This window comes from Halomonas sp. G15, from assembly GCF_021282295.1.
Classification (GTDB): domain Bacteria; phylum Pseudomonadota; class Gammaproteobacteria; order Pseudomonadales; family Halomonadaceae; genus Halomonas; species Halomonas alimentaria.
The window spans coordinates 22,608-39,666 of sequence record NZ_JAJSPA010000022.1; the positions used below are offsets into that span (position 1 = coordinate 22,608).

The 17,059-nt window shown below is 69.0% G+C and carries 16 protein-coding genes; 4 read left to right on the plus strand and 12 right to left on the minus strand.

Annotation, left to right across the window (positions count from 1 at the left end):
* Positions 1-61: 61 nt before the first annotated feature.
* A complete protein-coding gene (locus LWH48_RS11490) occupies positions 62-676 on the plus strand; it encodes an anti-virulence regulator CigR family protein (protein ID WP_232912682.1) in 615 nt (204 codons plus the stop codon).
* A gap of 94 nt (positions 677-770) precedes the next feature.
* Here LWH48_RS11490 and LWH48_RS11495 read toward each other — a convergent pair whose 3' ends face one another.
* The 12 genes from LWH48_RS11495 to LWH48_RS11550 form a co-directional block, all read right to left on the minus strand.
* Positions 771-1,007, minus strand: a complete 237-nt coding sequence (locus LWH48_RS11495) for a DUF2789 domain-containing protein (protein ID WP_161429873.1) — start codon at positions 1,005-1,007, stop codon at positions 771-773.
* 119 nt (positions 1,008-1,126) lie between these two features.
* Positions 1,127-2,185 (minus strand): asparaginase, encoded by a 1,059-nt coding sequence (locus LWH48_RS11500; protein ID WP_232912683.1) that lies wholly within the window; start codon positions 2,183-2,185, stop codon positions 1,127-1,129.
* An 82-nt stretch (positions 2,186-2,267) separates the two neighbouring features.
* Entirely contained in the window at positions 2,268-3,479 is a 1,212-nt protein-coding gene (locus tag LWH48_RS11505; protein ID WP_232912684.1) for an efflux RND transporter periplasmic adaptor subunit, read from the minus strand.
* Positions 3,480-3,494: 15 nt separating this feature from the next.
* Positions 3,495-3,842: an ABC transporter permease gene (locus tag LWH48_RS11510; RefSeq protein ID WP_232912685.1), complete on the minus strand. Its 348-nt coding sequence runs from the start codon at positions 3,840-3,842 to the stop codon at positions 3,495-3,497.
* Between the two features lie 424 nt (positions 3,843-4,266).
* Positions 4,267-5,403, minus strand: a complete 1,137-nt coding sequence (locus LWH48_RS11515; RefSeq protein ID WP_232912686.1) for an ABC transporter permease — start codon at positions 5,401-5,403, stop codon at positions 4,267-4,269.
* 4 nt (positions 5,404-5,407) lie between these two features.
* Positions 5,408-6,139, minus strand: coding sequence for an ABC transporter ATP-binding protein (locus tag LWH48_RS11520; RefSeq protein WP_232912687.1), 732 nt, complete (start codon positions 6,137-6,139; stop codon positions 5,408-5,410).
* Between the two features lie 83 nt (positions 6,140-6,222).
* Positions 6,223-7,428 carry an MFS transporter gene (locus LWH48_RS11525; protein ID WP_232912688.1) on the minus strand — a complete coding sequence of 402 codons (1,206 nt, stop codon included), beginning with the start codon at positions 7,426-7,428 and terminating at the stop codon, positions 6,223-6,225.
* Positions 7,421-7,978 (minus strand): hypothetical protein, encoded by a 558-nt coding sequence (locus tag LWH48_RS11530; RefSeq protein ID WP_232912689.1) that lies wholly within the window; start codon positions 7,976-7,978, stop codon positions 7,421-7,423. The genes LWH48_RS11525 and LWH48_RS11530 overlap by 8 nt, the downstream gene beginning before the upstream one ends.
* A gap of 69 nt (positions 7,979-8,047) precedes the next feature.
* The gene (locus LWH48_RS11535; RefSeq protein ID WP_232912690.1) at positions 8,048-9,370 is read right to left on the minus strand and encodes a DEAD/DEAH box helicase; all 1,323 of its coding nucleotides are present in this window, start codon (positions 9,368-9,370) and stop codon (positions 8,048-8,050) included.
* A 153-nt stretch (positions 9,371-9,523) separates the two neighbouring features.
* Positions 9,524-10,129 carry a PqiC family protein gene (locus LWH48_RS11540; protein ID WP_232912691.1) on the minus strand — a complete coding sequence of 202 codons (606 nt, stop codon included), beginning with the start codon at positions 10,127-10,129 and terminating at the stop codon, positions 9,524-9,526.
* 18 nt (positions 10,130-10,147) lie between these two features.
* Entirely contained in the window at positions 10,148-11,827 is a 1,680-nt protein-coding gene (pqiB, locus tag LWH48_RS11545; RefSeq protein ID WP_232912692.1) for an intermembrane transport protein PqiB, read from the minus strand.
* Complete coding sequence (locus LWH48_RS11550; RefSeq protein WP_232912708.1) at positions 11,824-13,173, minus strand: PqiA/YebS family transporter subunit; 1,350 nt, start codon at positions 13,171-13,173, stop codon at positions 11,824-11,826. Before LWH48_RS11550 ends, pqiB begins: the two co-directional genes overlap by 4 nt.
* Positions 13,174-13,370: 197 nt before the next feature.
* On the opposite strand from LWH48_RS11550, the gene LWH48_RS11555 reads away from it, so the two are divergent.
* The 3 genes from LWH48_RS11555 (at position 13,371) to cydB (ending at position 17,057) form a co-directional block, all read left to right on the plus strand.
* On the plus strand, positions 13,371-14,354 hold the full coding sequence (locus LWH48_RS11555) for a calcium/sodium antiporter (RefSeq protein WP_232912693.1): 984 nt from the start codon (positions 13,371-13,373) through the stop codon (positions 14,352-14,354).
* Positions 14,355-14,641: 287 nt separating this feature from the next.
* Positions 14,642-16,054 (plus strand): cytochrome ubiquinol oxidase subunit I, encoded by a 1,413-nt coding sequence (locus LWH48_RS11560; protein WP_232912694.1) that lies wholly within the window; start codon positions 14,642-14,644, stop codon positions 16,052-16,054.
* Position 16,055: 1 nt separating this feature from the next.
* A complete protein-coding gene (gene cydB, locus LWH48_RS11565; RefSeq protein ID WP_232912695.1) occupies positions 16,056-17,057 on the plus strand; it encodes a cytochrome d ubiquinol oxidase subunit II in 1,002 nt (333 codons plus the stop codon).
* Positions 17,058-17,059 lie beyond the last annotated feature (2 nt).

Below are 17,059 nucleotides of genomic sequence, written 5' to 3' on the forward strand. Positions count from 1 at the left end.
ATGCCGGCTGCATGATTGGGGACTAGGCTATCGTCATCCACCCATGGAACCGGAGGTTCTCATGAGCAAGCGAATCGATCTGCGCGCGGCCCTGGCCGCATCCGGCCTGGCACTGCTGCTGGCAGCCGGCCCGGCGCTGGCCCAGCCCGCCGACAACCCTGGCCGTGGCCAGGGCCAGGAACAGCGCAAGGGCCCCCCTGGCCAGCAGAAGCAGAAACAGCAGCAGGAGACCCGGGAAACTCGCGAGCGTCGCGAGGAGTCCTACCGCGAGCGTCGTGACGATGACTATCGTGACCGCGAGCGCCGCGACTACGACAAGCGTCGCGACCGCGATGACCGTAGGGACTTCGGTGAACGCCGCGATTACGATGACCGCCGCGACTATCGCGACCGCGACAGGCCGATCATCGACGAGCGTGACTTGCGTCGCCTATTCGGGGAACGCCGCGACTGGGTTCGCGAGGATGAACGTGCGGGTCTGCCGCCCGGCATTCGCATGAACCTGGAGCGTGGCAAGCCGCTGCCCCCGGGGATCGCCAAGCGCTTCGACGAGCGCGCACTGCGTGACCTGCCGTACTACGAGGGCTACGAGTGGCGCCGCGTCGGCCCCGATGCGATCCTCGTCGATGCCGCCAACGAGGTCATCTACCGGGTGATCCGCGACGTGCTCTACTAGGCCCGCAAGGCCCGGCCGTCAGCCGAGACAACAACGAGCCCACCCCTCGAAAAGGGGCGGGCTCGTTGCATTGATACCGGGACCTGAAAGGGCGTCAGCCCTTGCGCAGCGAGGTGTTCAGATGGTCGACCACCTCGGCCCAGTCGGCATCCTCCTCGATCGCCTCGCGCAGGAACTCCGCCTGGCCCTCGTTCCAGCAGGGGGCGTCGGGCAGGGCGATATCCTCCGGGATCGGGGCATGACGATCGATGAAGCGCTTGATCGCCTCGGGCTCGGAGGCGAGCCCAAGCTGCTCGAAGAGTTCGGTGAAGGGATGGTCGGGGTGTTCCATGACGGTGCTCCTTGCGTTGGCCAGGGGCGGTACCTGAGTGGCGACCGCGGGGAATGCCCTTCCCACCATAGCCGCTCTGCGCGCCTGTTGCCTGACCGGCGTCAACGTTTGGCTTTCCGCTACAATCGCTCGCCCACCAGGGGAGAGAGGAAGCGCCGCCGCCGCTCGACATCGGCGAGTGGCTGCGCGAGCAGATGGACCAGCTTGGTCAGGGCCGCCTCGGGCGTCATGGCATCCCCCGAGATCACCCCGGCCGCCTTGAGACCCTGGCCGGCGGCGTAGTCGCCGGGGCTGATGGCGCCATGCGGGCACTGACTGATGGCGACCAGCAGCTTGCCCTCGCCGCTGGCCCTGGCCAGGACCCCCAGCAGGGCCGGGTCCTCGGGGATATTGCCGCCACCCCATACCTCGAGCAGGGCCCCCTTGAGGTGGGAGTCGTCCAGCCACGCCGCCAGCTGGCGGGCGGTAATGCCGGGCCATAGGGCGATCCGGGCTACCCCGCCATCGCACAGGGGGGCGTAGTCGGGCAGCTCGAAGCGTGGCGCGCCGCGCTGCTGCCGCTGTAGGCCGCGTCCCGGATAGAGCACGGCATCGCTGCCGACCCGCTCGCCGAGCAGCGGATAGTTGGGGCTGGTGAAGGCCGCCGCGTCGCGGGTATGCCACTTTCGGGCTCGCACGCCGCGCAGCAGCCTGCCGTCGAAGGCGATGGCGACCTCCTGGAGCGCCGGGTTGGCGGCGAAGCGCAGCGCCAGGGCCACGTTCTCCGCGGCATCACTGCCGGGCGCTTCCAGGGGCTGCATGGCGCCGGTAAGCACCACCGGGCGGTCGATGCCCTGCAGCTGATAGGCGAGGCTGGCCGCGCTCCAGGCCAGGGTGTCGGTGCCGTGGAGCACCACGATGCCGGCGTGGTCGCGGTAGCGCGCGGCGATCACCCCGGCCAGCCGCGACCAGTCGCGGGGGGTGGCGGCGCTGGAGTCGATGGGCGCGTCGAAGGCGAGCAGCCGGTAGGGTGGCAAACCGGCACCAGGCCCTGGTGGCAGCTGCTCCAGGGCGTGCGCGAGCCGCTCGGCGATATCGCCGCCCGGCGCCAGCCCCTCGGGCGTCTCGCGCATGCCCAGGGTGCCGCCGGTGTAGATCACCAGCAGGGGTCGAGAAGGGTCGGATACGGGGGCGGTCATGGGCGGCTCCGGGGCGATGGCAGCGCTCAATGATACCCGGTGACCGTGGCGTCACAACCCCACGCTGCCACCCCACCGGCCGTCATGGTGCCACTGCCACCCGGATGCCATCCTCGACCCGCTCACCGGGGTGCACGATCACGCGGTCCCCGGCCTCCACGCCTGCCAACACCTGGGTGACCAGCCCGCTGCGCCGCCCCGGCGTTACCGCGACGCGCCGGGCACGCCCATCCGCGATGCGGAACACGGACCACTGGCCATCGGCGCGGAACAGCGCGCTGGTAGGCAGCTGCAGCACTTCATCGGCCTGCCAGATCAGGAATTCGGCATCGACCCGGAAGCCGCTGCCCAGGCCCAGTTCGGCGGGAGCACTCTGCGTGGCGAAATCCACGATTACCGGCACTCGCTGCTCGTCGACGCCCAGCGCCGAGACCCGGGTGAAGCCGGCGGGCTCGATGCGCCACACCCGACCCGTGAGGGGAGCCTCGCCGCCCCAGCCGGTGAGGCGCACCGGCATGTCGGGACGTATCCTGACCGCGTCCATGGAGAGCAGGTCCACCTGCACCTCCAGGGTATCCAGGCTGCCGAGCTCGAGTATCGGGTCACCGGCGGCCACGCTCCCCTCGCAGCAGCGGTAGCGGCTCAGCACCGTGCCCTCGATGGGCGAGCGCAACTCGAGCTCGGGATGCTCGATGTCGCCGCGCTGGCCGCTGTCCATCGCCAGGACGGCCCGGGCGCTCTCTACCTCGAAGCGAGCCGCCTCAACGCTGGAGGTGGCGGAGCGCTCCACGGCACGCTGGCGGTCGCGCTGGCTGCGCCGCTGATCCAGGTCGGTGCCGGAGACCAGGTTGCGCCGGTGCAGTGTCTGGTAGCGCTCGAACTCGGCCTCGGTGAAGCGTCGCTCGGCGCGGGCCGTTTCCAGGTTGGCCTGGGCGGCGCGCAGCCGCGCCTCGGCGACATGCAGGGCGTCCTCGGCCTGCTGGCGCGAGCGTGGATCGAGTGCCGGGGCGGGGCTGGGCTCGAGGCGAAACAGGACCTGTCCCCGCTCCACCGCGTCGCCGACCTCGAGAGTCACCCGCTGCAGGTAGCCGGCGATGGGTACCGAGACGTTCCAGGTATCGCGCAGCCGGGTGCGCCCCTCCTCGGTCACCGACTCGACGAAGGGCGCGACCTCGACCCGGGCCACGCTCACCGCCACCGGCGCCGGGCGCAGCGCCCAGGCCAGCAGGAGCAGCAGGCCGAGGGCGGCCAGGCCCCAGGCCAGGCGGCGAATCCAGTGGTGTGACGGTCTCATCGCGGTTCTCCCCGATTAAGCTGACGCCTTGAGCGAGCTGACCATGTTCAGCCGGTTCAGGCGACGTACCAGCATGATACCGACCAGCAGCGATGCCACCAGCACGCCACCGGCGGCGATGCCGAATGCCTGGGGGGTGAGGACCAGCGGGATGCGGAACATGTCGTTGCTGAAGGCCTGGTTGAGCAGGCGGCTGAAGACAATCCCGAGGGCCCAGCCCGGTGGAATGGCGACCAGCGTCACCAGGGCGATCTCGCCGAGCAGGATGCGGGCCACCTCCACTCGGGTATAGCCCAGCACCCGCAGGGTGGCCAGCTCCCGTGCCCGTTCGGCAAGGGCGATGCGGGCATCGTTGTAGACCACACCGAAGGCGATGGAGGAGGCGATGGCCGTGTATCAGCGTTACCGGGACCCGGCGCCAGCCCTCCACCGCCAGCACGCCCGGCAGATGGCGCAGCTCCCCCAGGGCCCGGGTCGATGTCGGCTCGTTGAAGGTCAGCTCCACGTCCATGCGCAGCACCTGACGATACTGCTGGTCGATCATCGCCTCCACCGCATCGAGCTGATAGGCCCCCATCATCAGCAGCGCCACGGAGAGGGCGATGCCGGTGACCGAGAGGCTCGCCTTGGCGGGATGGCGGCCGAGGTTGCGCAGCACGATACGCCCCGCGTGGCCGAGCAGCGCCCCGGGCAGCAGGCGCTCGAGCCAGGTGCGACGGAAGCGCTGCGGTGCCGGGGGGCGCATGGCCTCGGCGGGCGGGCGGCGTACCGCTCGCCACACCGCCCGCTAGGTGCCGAGCAGCGCGGCCAGGCTGACGATGGCCAGCGACAGGAGCAGCGCCCAGGCGGGTATCCGGAAGGGCATCTCGGGGAAGTGGAAATAGTCGCGATAGATGGCGGCCAGGCCGCTCGCGGCCCAGGCGCCAAGCGCCACCCCGAGCGCCCAGCCGAGCAGCACGATCGCCCCGGCCAGCAGGGCGAAGTGGCGAGCCAGTTCACGGTCGTGATAGCCGAAGGCCTTGAGCACGGCGACCTGCTCGCGCTGGGTCTGGATCAGGCGGCCCATCACCACGTTGAGCAGGAAGGCGGACACGGAGAGAAAGATCGCCGGCAGCACCGTGGCCTGGATGCGTTGCTGGGCGAGCTCCTCCTCGATGAAGCGGTGGGAGGGCTGCTCATCCCGGCTCCAGGCACCGGTGCCGCCGTAGCGGGCCAGGACCAGGTCCAGGGCATCGATCACCTCCTCGCGGTGGGCACCGGCCTGCAGGGTCAGGCTGAGGCGGTTGAAGGCGCCCTGCATGCCGTGGGCGTTGGCCAGGGCGCGGCGGTTCATCCACAGCACGGCGTAGCGTCGATAGTCGGGCATCAGGTCGCTGGGGGCGACCTGGTAGAGGAACTCCGGGCTCAGGGCGATGCCCGTGAGCCTGAGAGGAACACGGCGCCCGTTGATGATCGCCTCCAGGCGGTCGCCCGGCACCAGGCCGTGGGCCTCGGCGAAGGCGTCCGAGACCACCGCCTGGACGTCGCGGCCCGCCTCGGGCAGGCTACCGGCGATCAGGTGGAGACGGTTGAGCAGTGGCTGGCGACCGTCGGGGATCGACAGTGCCAGGCCGCGGATGGGGTCCCGGAAGCCGGCCAGCGAAAGACGCATGGCGGCCTGCACCCGAGGCTCGATCAGGTTGACCCCCTCGATCTCCTGGAGGCGCTCGACCAGGCCGAGCGGCGCGCGCTTCACGTCGGCAAACACCTCGGCGAAGTGGTGACTGGCGTAGAAGCGGTCCCGGGCACCGGAGAGCGCGTCCAGTGTGGTCACGGCTAGGATCAGGGTCATCACGCCGCCGGCGATCACCACGGCGATCGCCAGTGCCTGGCCCTTGAGGCGCCACAGGTCGCGCAGCAGCTTGCGGTCCAGGGTGCGGGTCATGGGCTCACCAGCGCAGCTCGCAGGCGGGGCGGCGACGGGCATTGGCCTGGATCTCGTCGACCCTGCCGTCGCGCAGGTGGATCACCCGGTCGGCCATCTCGCCGATCACCTCGTTGTGGGTGATGATCGCCACCGCGGCACCGGTCTCGCGGTTGATCGTCTCGAGCACCTCGAGGACGCGTATGCCGGTGCGGAAGTCCAGGGCGCCGGTGGGCTCGTCACACAGCAGCAGCTCGGGCTGCTTGGCCACGGCCCGGGCGATGGCCACTCGCTGCTGTTCGCCACCGGAGAGCTGGGAGGGAAAGTGGTCGAGTCGCTCGGCCAGCCCCACCAGGGCCAGGGCAGTCTCGGGGGGCATGGGGTCACGGGCGATCTCGGTGACGATGGCCACGTTCTCGCGGGCGGTGAGGCTCGAGATGAGGTTGTAGAACTGGAACACGAAGCCGACATGGTGGCGACGATAGCGGGTGAGCTCACGCTGGCTGGCGCGGCCGAGATCCTGGGCGTGGCCGTGACGATCGATATGGCGCACCTCGCCCTCGCTGGCGCTGTCGAGGCCGCCCAGGATATTGAGCAGGGTGGACTTGCCGGAACCCGAGGCGCCCAGCAATACCAGCAACTCGCCATGATAGAGGGTCATGTCCACGCCGCGCAGGGCCTGGATGGTGACCTCGCCCATGCGATAGCGGCGGGTCAGCCCGCGGGCCTCCAGGGCGATCTCCTTGCCGTCATCCATTGCGGGCCCTCCTGGCGATGCACTGCCCACAGTCTAGCGGTGGGGCGGCATTCCGGCATTGACCCGGTGCAGGCGGCGTGCAATCAGCGGGTCACTACCTGCCCGCCGTCGTCGATCTCCAGGCGGCGGTTGCGGCCGGCGTACAGCGCGAAGCCGGCGGCGAGGGCGCAGATCGTTACCAGCACGCTGGTGATGGCGGTGAGGCCCAGGCCGAACTGGAGCATCACGCCCACGCCCAGTGGGCCCATGGCGGCCAGTGTGTAGCCACCGCCCTGGGCCAGCCCGGAGAGCTTGCCGGCCAGGCGCGAGTTGCCGGTGCGCAGCACGATCAGCGTCAGCGCCAGGCTGAAACTGCCTCCCTGGCCCAGACCGAGGAGGATCACGCCGAGCCAGCGCAGCGAGGGCGTGGCCTGGAGCAGCAGCCAGAATCCCGTGGCGCTCAGGGTCAGCACGCAGAGCAGGGCAGGCCGCTGGTCCCGACCCAGGCGCGCCAGCCAGGGCGCGGCGAGGGCGGCGGGCAACTGTACCATCACCGAGGCACCCATCATCCAGCCCGCCTCGGCCTCGCCATAGCCGCGGGCCACCAGTAGGGTGGGCAGCCAGCCGAAGACGATATAGGCCAGCGACGACTGCAGCCCCATCAGCAGCATGACCTGCCAGGCCAGGGGCTGGCCCAGCACCGAGCGCATCGAGCCGCCGCCCCCGGGCAGCGCCGCCTCGTCACGGCGGGGAGCCAACGCCAGCCAAGCCAGCAGGGCGATGAGGGCCAGCAGCGACCAGCTGGCCAGCCCCAGGTGCCAGGCGCCCAGCCAGTCGGCCAGGGGAATGCTCAGCCCCGCCCCCAGGGCGCCGCCCAGGCACAGCGCCATGGTATAGACACCGGTCATCAGGTCGGCCCCGGCGGGGAGTTCGCGCTTGACCAGGGCCGGCAGCAGGGTACCGGCCACGCCGATGGCGGCGCCGACCATCAGGGTGCCGATGAACAGGGTGGTGATCAGCGGCACGCCGCGCAGCAGCAGGCCTGCGGCCAGCAGCATCAGGCCGGCGGCCAGGGCCCGCTCGGGCCCGAGGCGCTTGGCCAGCCAGGGGGCCAGAGGGGCGAACAGCCCCAGGCAGAGCACGGGAAGGGTGGTGAGGGCGCCGATGGCCAGCGGCGAGAGCCCGGTCTCCTGCTGGATGCGGGTCAGTACCGGCGCCAGGGAAGAGAGGGCGGGGCGCAGGTTGAGTCCCACCAGCACCATCAGGGCAATGAACAGGGCCAGGCTGGCCTTGGGTGTGCGCTCAGCCATCATCGTCGCGGCGCTCCCAGCCGGGCTTGGGGCGTGGGGCACGCGGCGCCCCCTCATCACGGGAGGCGATCAGCGGGTGATCCTCGGTGCGGTTCTCGGGGCGAAAGACTACTTCCCCAGGCCGGCGGGGTGCCTCCTGCTCCGCCTGGCGGCGGATGCCGGAGACATCCTCGGCGCTGACCAGGGCGCCTGTACCGCCCAGCGGGTCCGGCCTGGCCACCAGACGGCCCTCATAGGTCCAGCATCGCTGGGGAGCCTGGGCGAGCTGCCAGTCGCGCCCCCGCCAGCGCGCCTGGCCATCGGGGAGCAGCTGCAGTTCGTCGATCGGCACCAGGGCCTGGAAGAGCCGGGCATTGAGCACGGCTCCGCCCGCCAGCATGGTGACGGGGCCCTGGTACCCGGTTCCGGATTCGGCCAGCGCTGCCAGCACCGCCTTGCGGCTGGGCTTGGCGGGCAGGGTGGCGCGCCCGCACAGGTGAAGCAGGTCGCTGTCGACCTGCTTGATGACCCAGACCTCGATGGGCTGCTTGCCGAAGAGTCGTTTCAGCATGGTGGCGTGACGCTTGGTGGGGGAAACGGGCTACATTCGCATATTGCGATGCTGTCTGCCAGTACGGCGTCAGGCCTGCTGGCGACCGCCGCCACCACCGCGCCGACGCCGCCGAGTGGCGGTGGGCTGCTCGCCACCACGGCGCTGCCCCTGCCCCCGGTTCTGGCCGGCGTCACCGCGCTTCTGGCCATTGCCGCCGCGGCCACCGCCACCTCCGCGACGATTGCGGCCGTTCTCGATGGGTTCGGGTTTGGCATTGGGGTCGGGCTCGAAGCCGGGCTCGATGCGCTTCTCCAGGTCGCGCTTGATCAGCCGCTCGATGCCCTTGAGCAGGCCGTGCTCGTCGACGCAGACCAGCGAGACCGCCTGGCCTTCGCTGCCGGCGCGGCCGGTGCGGCCGATGCGGTGCACATAGTCCTCGGCGACGTTGGGCAGCTCGAAGTTGACCACATGGGGCAGCTCCTCGATATCCAGGCCGCGGGCGGCGATGTCGGTGGCCACCAGCACCTGCAGGTCACCGGTCTTGAAGGCGGCCAGCGCCTTGGTGCGCGCGGACTGGCTCTTGTTGCCATGGATCGCCATGGCCGGAATCTCCTGCTTGGAGAGCTGTTCGGCCAGGCGGTTGGCGCCGTGCTTGGTACGCGTGAAGACCAGTACCTGGTGCCAGTCGTGCTCGGTGATCAGGTGGGCCAGCAGCTCGCGCTTCTTCTCGCGGTCGACGCGATAGATCGCCTGGTCGACGAGCTCGGCGGTGGTGTTGCGGCGGGCGACCTCGATCATCTCGGGATCGTCGAGCAGCTTGTTCGCCAGCGACTGGATCTCGTTGGAGAAGGTCGCCGAGAACAGCAGGTTCTGGCGCTTCTCGGGCAGCACGCGCAGGATCTTCTTGATGTCGTGAATGAAGCCCATGTCGAGCATGCGATCGGCTTCGTCGAGCACCAGGATCTCGACCTTCGACAGGTCGACGTGCTTCTGCTGCTGCAGATCGAGCAGCCGTCCCGGGGTGGCGACCAGCACATCCAGGCCCGGACGAATCGCGTCCACCTGGGGCTGCTGGCCCACGCCGCCGAAGATCACGTGGCTCTTCAGCGTCAGGTGGCGCCCATAGTCGGCCACGCTCTCGCCCACCTGGGCGGCAAGCTCACGGGTCGGTGTCAGCACCAGGGCGCGCACCTGGCGCTTGCCGGGGCGCGGGCCGTCGGCCAGGCGCTGCAGCATCGGCAGGGTGAAGCCGGCAGTCTTGCCGGTCCCTGTCTGGGCGCTGGCGAGAAGGTCGCCGCCCTTGAGCACGGCGGGAATCGCCTTGAGCTGGATCGGGGTCGGGGTGGTATAGCCTTGTGCCTCGACGGCACTCAGCAGTTCGGCACGCAGGCCGAGGTCGGAAAAGGTCATGCGGTCTCCGCAGAACGCCGCGGCCGTGTCACGCAGTCGCGCGTGACCAGTCCCGGGCCGGGGCGTATAAAAATTCGGGGGTCAGGGCGCGGCAGGAGGGACTCGCTGATGTGCCGCGAGCGCCATTATGCCAGATCGCTGGCCACAGCGCAGCTACTCTTGCCGGCGCTCCTGCTCAATGACCTCGGCAAGCCGCTCGGCCACCTCGTCCCAGCCTCGGCCCAGGGCGCGCACCAGCGCCGGATAGCCGTCGGCCGCAAGGACGCTCTCCACGTCCAGGCTGTGCATGGCGAGCAGGCTCCCATCGGGGGCATACAGACGGAAGCGCCCGCCGATCACCGCCAGGCCATCATGGCGACCCTGGAAGCGGTCGATCTCCAGTGCCAGGCGCAGCGCCTGGGCCTCACGACTCCCGGGCTCCTCGAGCATGACCCGGGTATCGGGCAGGCGATTCGCCAGGCGGTCGCGCAGGGCACGCTGCAGCTGGCGGCCCAGGGCCTCGGCCCACTGGTGCCCACGGGCCTCCACCAGGGTGATGTCGTCGACCTGCATGACGATGCCATCCACGTCCAGGTAATGGGCGAGCCGCGGTGACGCCAGCAGCAGCTGGTGGCGCGCCTCGGCGCCGGCCGCGTCCTGAATCGGAGTGGCGGGCAGGGTGTAGCGCTCGGGTGCCGGCGTGCTGCTGGCGCAGCCCCCCAGGGCGCCGCCCAGCAGCACCGTCATCAGGGTAACGCCGATCCATCGTCTTGCTTTCATCGCCTGGTCTCCTTGTGCTCAGTCGTTGCGCGGTGCGCGGGGCAGCGGATCCTCGGCATCGAGGCTGTCGAAGAGCAGGGCGCGTGGATTGTCGGAGAGCGTCCGGGCCACCGGCTGCAGGTCGCGCATCAGCCGCTCCAGACGCTCCACGGCGCCGACCAGCTCCTGATAGGCCGCGGATTCGGGCGAGAGGCCCTCCAGGGTGCCGCGCAGCTCGGTCAGGGTGGCGTTGAGGTTGGCCGGCATCTGTCGCGTGCCGGGATCCTCGACCACTTCGCGCAACGAGGTGGAGAGGCTGCGTACCTCCTCGAGCATTGCCTGGGAGGCGGCCAGGTTGCGATCCAGGCCCTCGAGCAGCGGCTCCACCTCCAGGTCGTTGAGCTTGGCCAGCAGGTCGGTGACCTGGGATTCGATCAGCGCGAAGCCGCCGGAGGTGGTGGGGAAGACACGCTGTTCGGCGAAGGTCAGCGGCGCGTAGTCGTCCTCCAGGTCGCGGTGGAAGTTGAGGTCCACGAACAGCGCCCCGGTCAGCAGGTTGCCGCTCTTGAGGGTGGCACGCAGGCCCAGCTCGAAGAAGCGGTCATAGCGCTCCCGCCACTCCTCGATGTCGACCTCCTGATTCTCGATGCCCAGGCGCTGGGGTTCGATGCGGATCAGTACCGGGATGGCGAAGCCCCCGCGACCGGTGGGCTGCTCGGCGGTGAAGTTCCAGGGCACGGCGGCCACGGTGCCCACGCGGACCCCGCGGAACTCCACCGGAGCGCCCTTGGAGAGGCCGCGCACCGAATCGTCGACCAGCAGCACGAACTCCAGGTAACGGTTGAAGGTACCCTGGCGCGCGGTGTCCTCGTCCGGGTAGAGGTTGAAGGTGGTGTCGGCCTCCACCGTGCCGCCCAGTGGCAGGTCCTCGGGCACGCCGAAGGTGACGCCACCACCCAGCAGGGCCTCGAAGGATTCGACGTTGACCCGGAAGCCCTCGGAATCCAGGCGCAGGTCGATGCCGCTGGCCGACCAGAAGCGGGTGCTCTCGGTGACCAGGCTGTCGTAGGGCGCCTCGATGAACACGCGATGCTGCATGCGACGGGTCGTGGCGTCGAAGGTGGCCTCCTCGACGCGGCCCACGGTGTAGCCCTGGTAGGTGACCGGGTCGCCGACACGCAGCGAGTTGCCCAGCTGGCTGATCAGGTTGATGCGCAGGCCCGCGGCGCCGGCCGGTGCCACCGGGGGCTGGTCGCTGACCTCGAACTCGCGGGACTCGATCTCGCTCTCGCCTGGCTGCAGCTGGAGATAGGCGCCGGATAGCACGGTACCCAGCCCGCTGATGCCCTCGCGACCGACACGCGGCTTGACCACCCAGAACTGGCTGTCCTCGACCAGCATCGCCTCGTTGCCAGGGCCCATGCGCGCGGTGATCACCGCCGTGGAGAGGTCCTCGGAGAGGTGCACCTGTTCGACCCGGCCCACCTCCACGTTGCGGGTCTTGATCAGGGTGCTGCCGGCCTCGATGCCCTCGGCGTTGCCGATGGTCAGGGTGATCTGCGGGCCGCGGCTGCGGTAGTTGTCCCATACCAGCCAGGCACCGATCAGCAGCGCCACGATGGGCACGATCCAGATCGGCGAGAAGCGCGCCTGGGGCGTGGCCCTGGCGCGGTCGAGGGTGTCGGAGGCGTCGTCGTGACGCGGTGTGTCTTCACTCATCCAGAGTTTCCTTCCGGGTGTCGCCCATCGGGGGCGGACGTGCGTGGCGATCGCTCGCTGCGCGGCAGCGGGCTGTCCCAGAGCAGGCGCGGATCGAAGGTCATGGCGGCCACCATGGTGATCACCACCACGGCGCCGAAGGCCAGGGCGGCGGGCCCCGGTTCGATGGACATCAGTGAGCCTGCGCGTATCAGTGCCACCAGGATGGCGACCACGAAGACATCGATCATCGACCAGCGACCGATGAACTCGGTGAGCCGGTAGAGCCGGGTGCGGGTGGCCGCATTGAGCTCGTTGCTGCGGCGAACCACCAGGCACAGCCAGGCCAGGGCCACCAGCTTGCCCACCGGTACGATCACGCTGGCGATGAAGATGATCACGGCCACCGGCCAGGAGCCCATCTGGATCAGCTCCACCACCCCGCCGACGATGGTGGAGGGTGAGCTCTGGCCCAGGCTGGTGGTGGTCATGATGGGATAGACATTGGCCGGGATATACATGATCGAGGCGCCGGCAAGTAGTGCCCAGGTCCGCTGCACGCTATGGGGGTGGCGGGCATGCAGCGCCTCGCCACAGCGGTCACAGCGGCCATGGCCGTCGGCATCCAGGCGGCCGATCAGGCCACAGGTGTGGCAGCCGGAGAGTCGCTGGGGGGCGGCGGTCTCCCCGGTTCGGGTGCCCTCCGGGGCACGGGGTTCACCGGCCAGGGAGAACCACATCCAGTCGGCATCCAGCGACTGGGTGGTCATCAGCAGCAGCAGGGCAAAGGCGCAGAATGACCAGAACGACACCCCAAGGTCGATGTCGGCCATCCCGGCAATCTTGATCAGGCTGACCAGGGCACCAATGATGAAGACATCGGCCATCATCCAGGGATTGAGGTGGGCAAGCGAACGGGCGATGGTGCGACTGGCCGGGAGCGGGTCGTCGCGCAGCAGGCCCAGCTGCAGCCAGATCACCCCGGCAAGGTAGACCGCCGGCAGCACCACGATGGTCATGATCACGGCGCCACCCACCACCGGCTGGTGGAAGCCGATCAGGGTAGTGGCGGTCTGGCTCAGCTCGATCCGATTGCCGATGCCGCCGACGCTGAAGCTGAGGAAGGGGAAGGCGAGCGCCAGCCCCAGCGCCATGAGGGCCGCCAGGGCCAGGGCCATGCTGCGCTGGGCGGGGCGAAAATGGCGCTTGACCAGGGTATGCCCACAGCGCGGGCAGTCGGCCTTCTCGCCGGGACGCAGTGGCGGTAGTGCCACCACCCAGTCGCACTCCTCGCAGGCGCGCAGGCGTCGTCGCGCGCGACTCTCCGGCGGTGTGCGTTCGATCCGCGGCGCTTCGCCCTGCAGCAGCTGCGGGGAGGTCAGGCGGTGGCGGATGCGCAGCGGGGGCGTGGCCAAGGGGCGTCGTCTCTCCAGGGGCTCGGCTTCACTCGATGCCGGGCGCCGGCGTACACTCGCCGGGCCGTGGGCAGGTGGAAAGTGTGACACGTCCCCGCGGGCACTACCATATTCCAACATGCAAACCTGAATGTAACGGGAACGAGACGATGATCCTACCCGCAGTGGCGGTAGTGGCAGGCCTTGTCCTGCTGGTGTGGAGCGCCGAGCGCTTCGTCGATGGTGCGGCGGCGACCTCCGCGCGCCTGGGGCTCTCCCCCCTGCTGATCGGCATGTTGGTGATCGGCTTCGGCACCTCCGCGCCTGAGCTGGTGGTCTCGGCGCTGGCGGCGGGGCAGGGCAATCCCGGCCTGGCGCTGGGCAACGCCTACGGCTCCAATATCGCCAACATCGGCCTGATCCTCGGCCTGGTGGCGTTGGTCTCACCGCTGGCGGTGCACTCCTCGGTGGTGCGTCGCGAACTGCCGGTGCTGGGGGCGGTGACGCTGCTCTCGGCACTGCTGATGTGGGGAGGCATGATCGGTCGCCTGGAGGGGGGGCTGCTGCTGGTGCTGCTGGCCGCCTTCATGGGTGTCAGCATCTGGCGGGCTCGTGGCGAGGGCGCGGACCCGCTGGCCGCCGAGACCGAGGAGAGCCTGCAGGTCCACCCCATGAGCCTGAAGGTCGGCCTGATCTGGACCGGCGTCGGCCTGGTGCTGCTGGTGATCAGCTCGCGCGTGCTGGTGTGGGGGGCCGTGGCCATCGCCCAGGGCTTCGGGGTCAGCGACCTGATCATCGGCCTGACCGTGGTGGCGGTGGGCACCTCGCTGCCCGAACTCGCCTCATCGATCAGCGCGCTGCGTCGCCGTGAGCACGACCTTGTGCTGGGCAACGTGGTCGGCTCCAACCTCTTCAACACCCTGGGCGTGGTGGGCCTCGCGGCGGTGATCCATCCCATCGAAGTGGGCAGTGAGGTGCTGTTGCGCGACTGGAGCCTGATGACCGTCATGACGGTCCTGCTTGCCGTGTTCGCCATGGGCTGGCGGGGGCGCGAAGGACGCATCAACCGCTATGAGGGGGCGGTGCTGCTCTCGATGTTCATCGCCTACACCGGCTGGATGGTGAACCTGGTGATCAGCGGCAGTGCCGGCTGAGGCAGGCTGCGACAACGAGACACCCCGGAAAGCGTTGCCAGCGCTGTCCGGTCAGTGGCGAATAGGCGTATGCTGGTCTTGGGAAAGGAATAAGCTTAGCTGTCCGGGTTATTTAAGGAGCACCTCCTCATTTCCCTCGGGCCTGCTAGGCTTTGCCTGTCCCCTTGGTGTCCAGGAGGAATGCGTCACGGTACCGGCGGCTGTCGGTTCCCGAAGCACAATGCGCCAGCGGCGCATCCGCATCCCTTGCGACCTTCTCGAGTTACCTGCGTAACGAGGCAAGCGTCATGGAATTGGATCCTCTCCTGCTGTCGCGATTGCAATTCGCCTTCGTGGTCTCCTTCCACGCCATCTTCCCGGTGTTCACCATCGGCCTGGCGTCCTATATCGCCGTGCTCAACGGCCTCTTCTACAAGACCGAAAATCCCGCCTGGGACCGCCTGGCGCTGTTCTGGACGCGGGTCTTCGCCGTGGTGTTCGGCATGGGGGTGGTGTCGGGCATCGTGATGTCCTTCCAGTTCGGCACCAACTGGAGCAACTTCTCCTATGCCACCGCCAACTTCATGGGGCCGATGCTCAGCTACGAGGTGGTCACGGCCTTCTTCCTGGAGGCGGCCTTCCTCGGGGTGCTGCTGTTCGGTCGCGGCAAGGTGCCCCAGGGGGTGCACCTGTTCGCCTCGATCATGGTGGCGCTGGGCACCTTCATCTCCTCGTTCTGGATCCTCTCCGCCAACAGCTGGATGCAGACTCCGGCCGGTGCCGAACTGATCGATGGCCGCTTTCATATCACCGACTGGGCGGCGGCGATCTTCAATCCCTCCTTCCCGTGGCGCTTCTCGCACAAGGTGATGGCGTCGTTCGTCACCGGTGGCTTCGTGGTGGCGGGTGTCAGCGCCTGGTATCTGCTGATCGGCCGTGACGTCGAGGCCAACCGCCGGGCGCTCTCCATGTGCCTGTGGCTGCTGCTGATACTGACTCCCGCCCAGGCGGTGATCGGCGACTTCCACGGCCTCAACACCCTGGAGCACCAGCCCACCAAGGTGGCCGCCATGGAGGGCAACTGGGAGACCGGGCCCAACGTGCCGCTGCTGCTGGCCGCCTGGCCCGACCAGCTGGCCCAGGGCAACCGGTTCGAGATCGGCATCCCCAGCCTGGCGAGCCTGATCCTGACCCACCATGCCGATGGCGAGGTGCCGGGCATCAGCGAGGTGCCGCCGGAGGAGCAGCCGCCGGTGTGGCTGGTGTTCTGGTCCTTCCGGGTCATGGTGGGGCTGGGCTTCTTGATGATCGGTGTCGCCCTGGTCGGTCTGTGGCTGCGCCGCGGAGGCCGCGTCTATCAGCATCGCGGCTTCCTGCAGGCGCTGCGCTTGATGAGCGTGACGCCCTTCGTCGCGGTGCTGGCCGGCTGGTTTGTCACCGAGACCGGACGCGCCCCCTGGCTGGTCTACGGTGTCATGACCCATGCCGAGGGCGTGACTCCGTCTCTTACCGGCGGCATGGCGCTGTTCACCCTGCTCGGCTACATGGCGGTCTACGCCGTGGTGTTCGCCTGCGGCCTCTATTACCTGACCCGCGTGGTACGCCAGGGCATGTTGCCCGAATCTGGGGATGATTCCGGCGAGGCCCATCACGCCAAGCGTCCCTTCTCGGCAGCCAACGCCCGCTTCGATGACGATGCGGCACCGACCTGGAGGCAGTGACATGGAATCCTTCGACCTCTCCGTGATCTGGGCGCTGATCATCGGCTTCGGCGTGATCATGTATGTGCTCATGGATGGCTTCGACCTCGGCCTCGGCATCCTCTATCCCTTCGCGCCGAACGAGGAGGCCCGGGACGTAATGATGAACTCCGTGGCCCCGGTGTGGGACGGCAACGAGACCTGGCTGGTGCTGGGTGGGGCCGGCCTGCTGGGCGCCTTCCCGCTGGTCTATTCGGTCTACCTGCCGGCGCTCTATATCGGGGTCTTCCTGATGCTGGCCGGGCTGATCTTCCGCGGCATCGCCTTCGAGTTCCGCTTCAAGTCGCGGCGCAACCGGGTGTGGTGGAACCGCGCCTTCTGCTGGGGCTCCGCGGTGGCCGCCTTCGCCCAGGGGGCCGTGGTGGGTGCCTATATCGAGGGCTTCCCGGTGGAGGACTTCGTGTTCGTAGGCGGTGCCCTCGACTGGCTGACCCCCTTCGCGGTGCTCACCGGCATCAGCCTGATGACGGGCTATGCGCTGCTCGGTGCCACCTGGCTGATCCTCAAGTCGGAAGGCGAGGTGCAGCGCTGGGCCTATCGCATCACCCCGGCCCTGCTGCTGGCGGTGCTATCCGCCTTCGCCATGATCAGTTTCTGGACGCCGCTGGTGGACCCCGCGGTGTTCGAGCGCTGGTTCAACCATATCCACCTGATCTGGATTCTGCCGACCCTGGCTCTGGCCTGTGCCGCCTGGCTGGTGATGGCGGTCTACCGTCGCCAGGAGGGCCAGCCGTTCATCGCCACCCTGGGGCTGTTCATCTTCACCTACCTGGGCCTGGTGGCCAGCAAGTGGCCGGTGATCGTGCCTCCCAACTACACGATCTGGGATGCCGCCTCGGCGCCCGAGTCGCAGCTCTTCCTGCTGATCGGCGTGCTCTTCGTGATCCCCATCGTCCTGGCCTACACCGCCTGGACCTACTGGGTGTTCCGCGGCAAGGTCCGTCCCGGCGACGGCTACCACTAGGC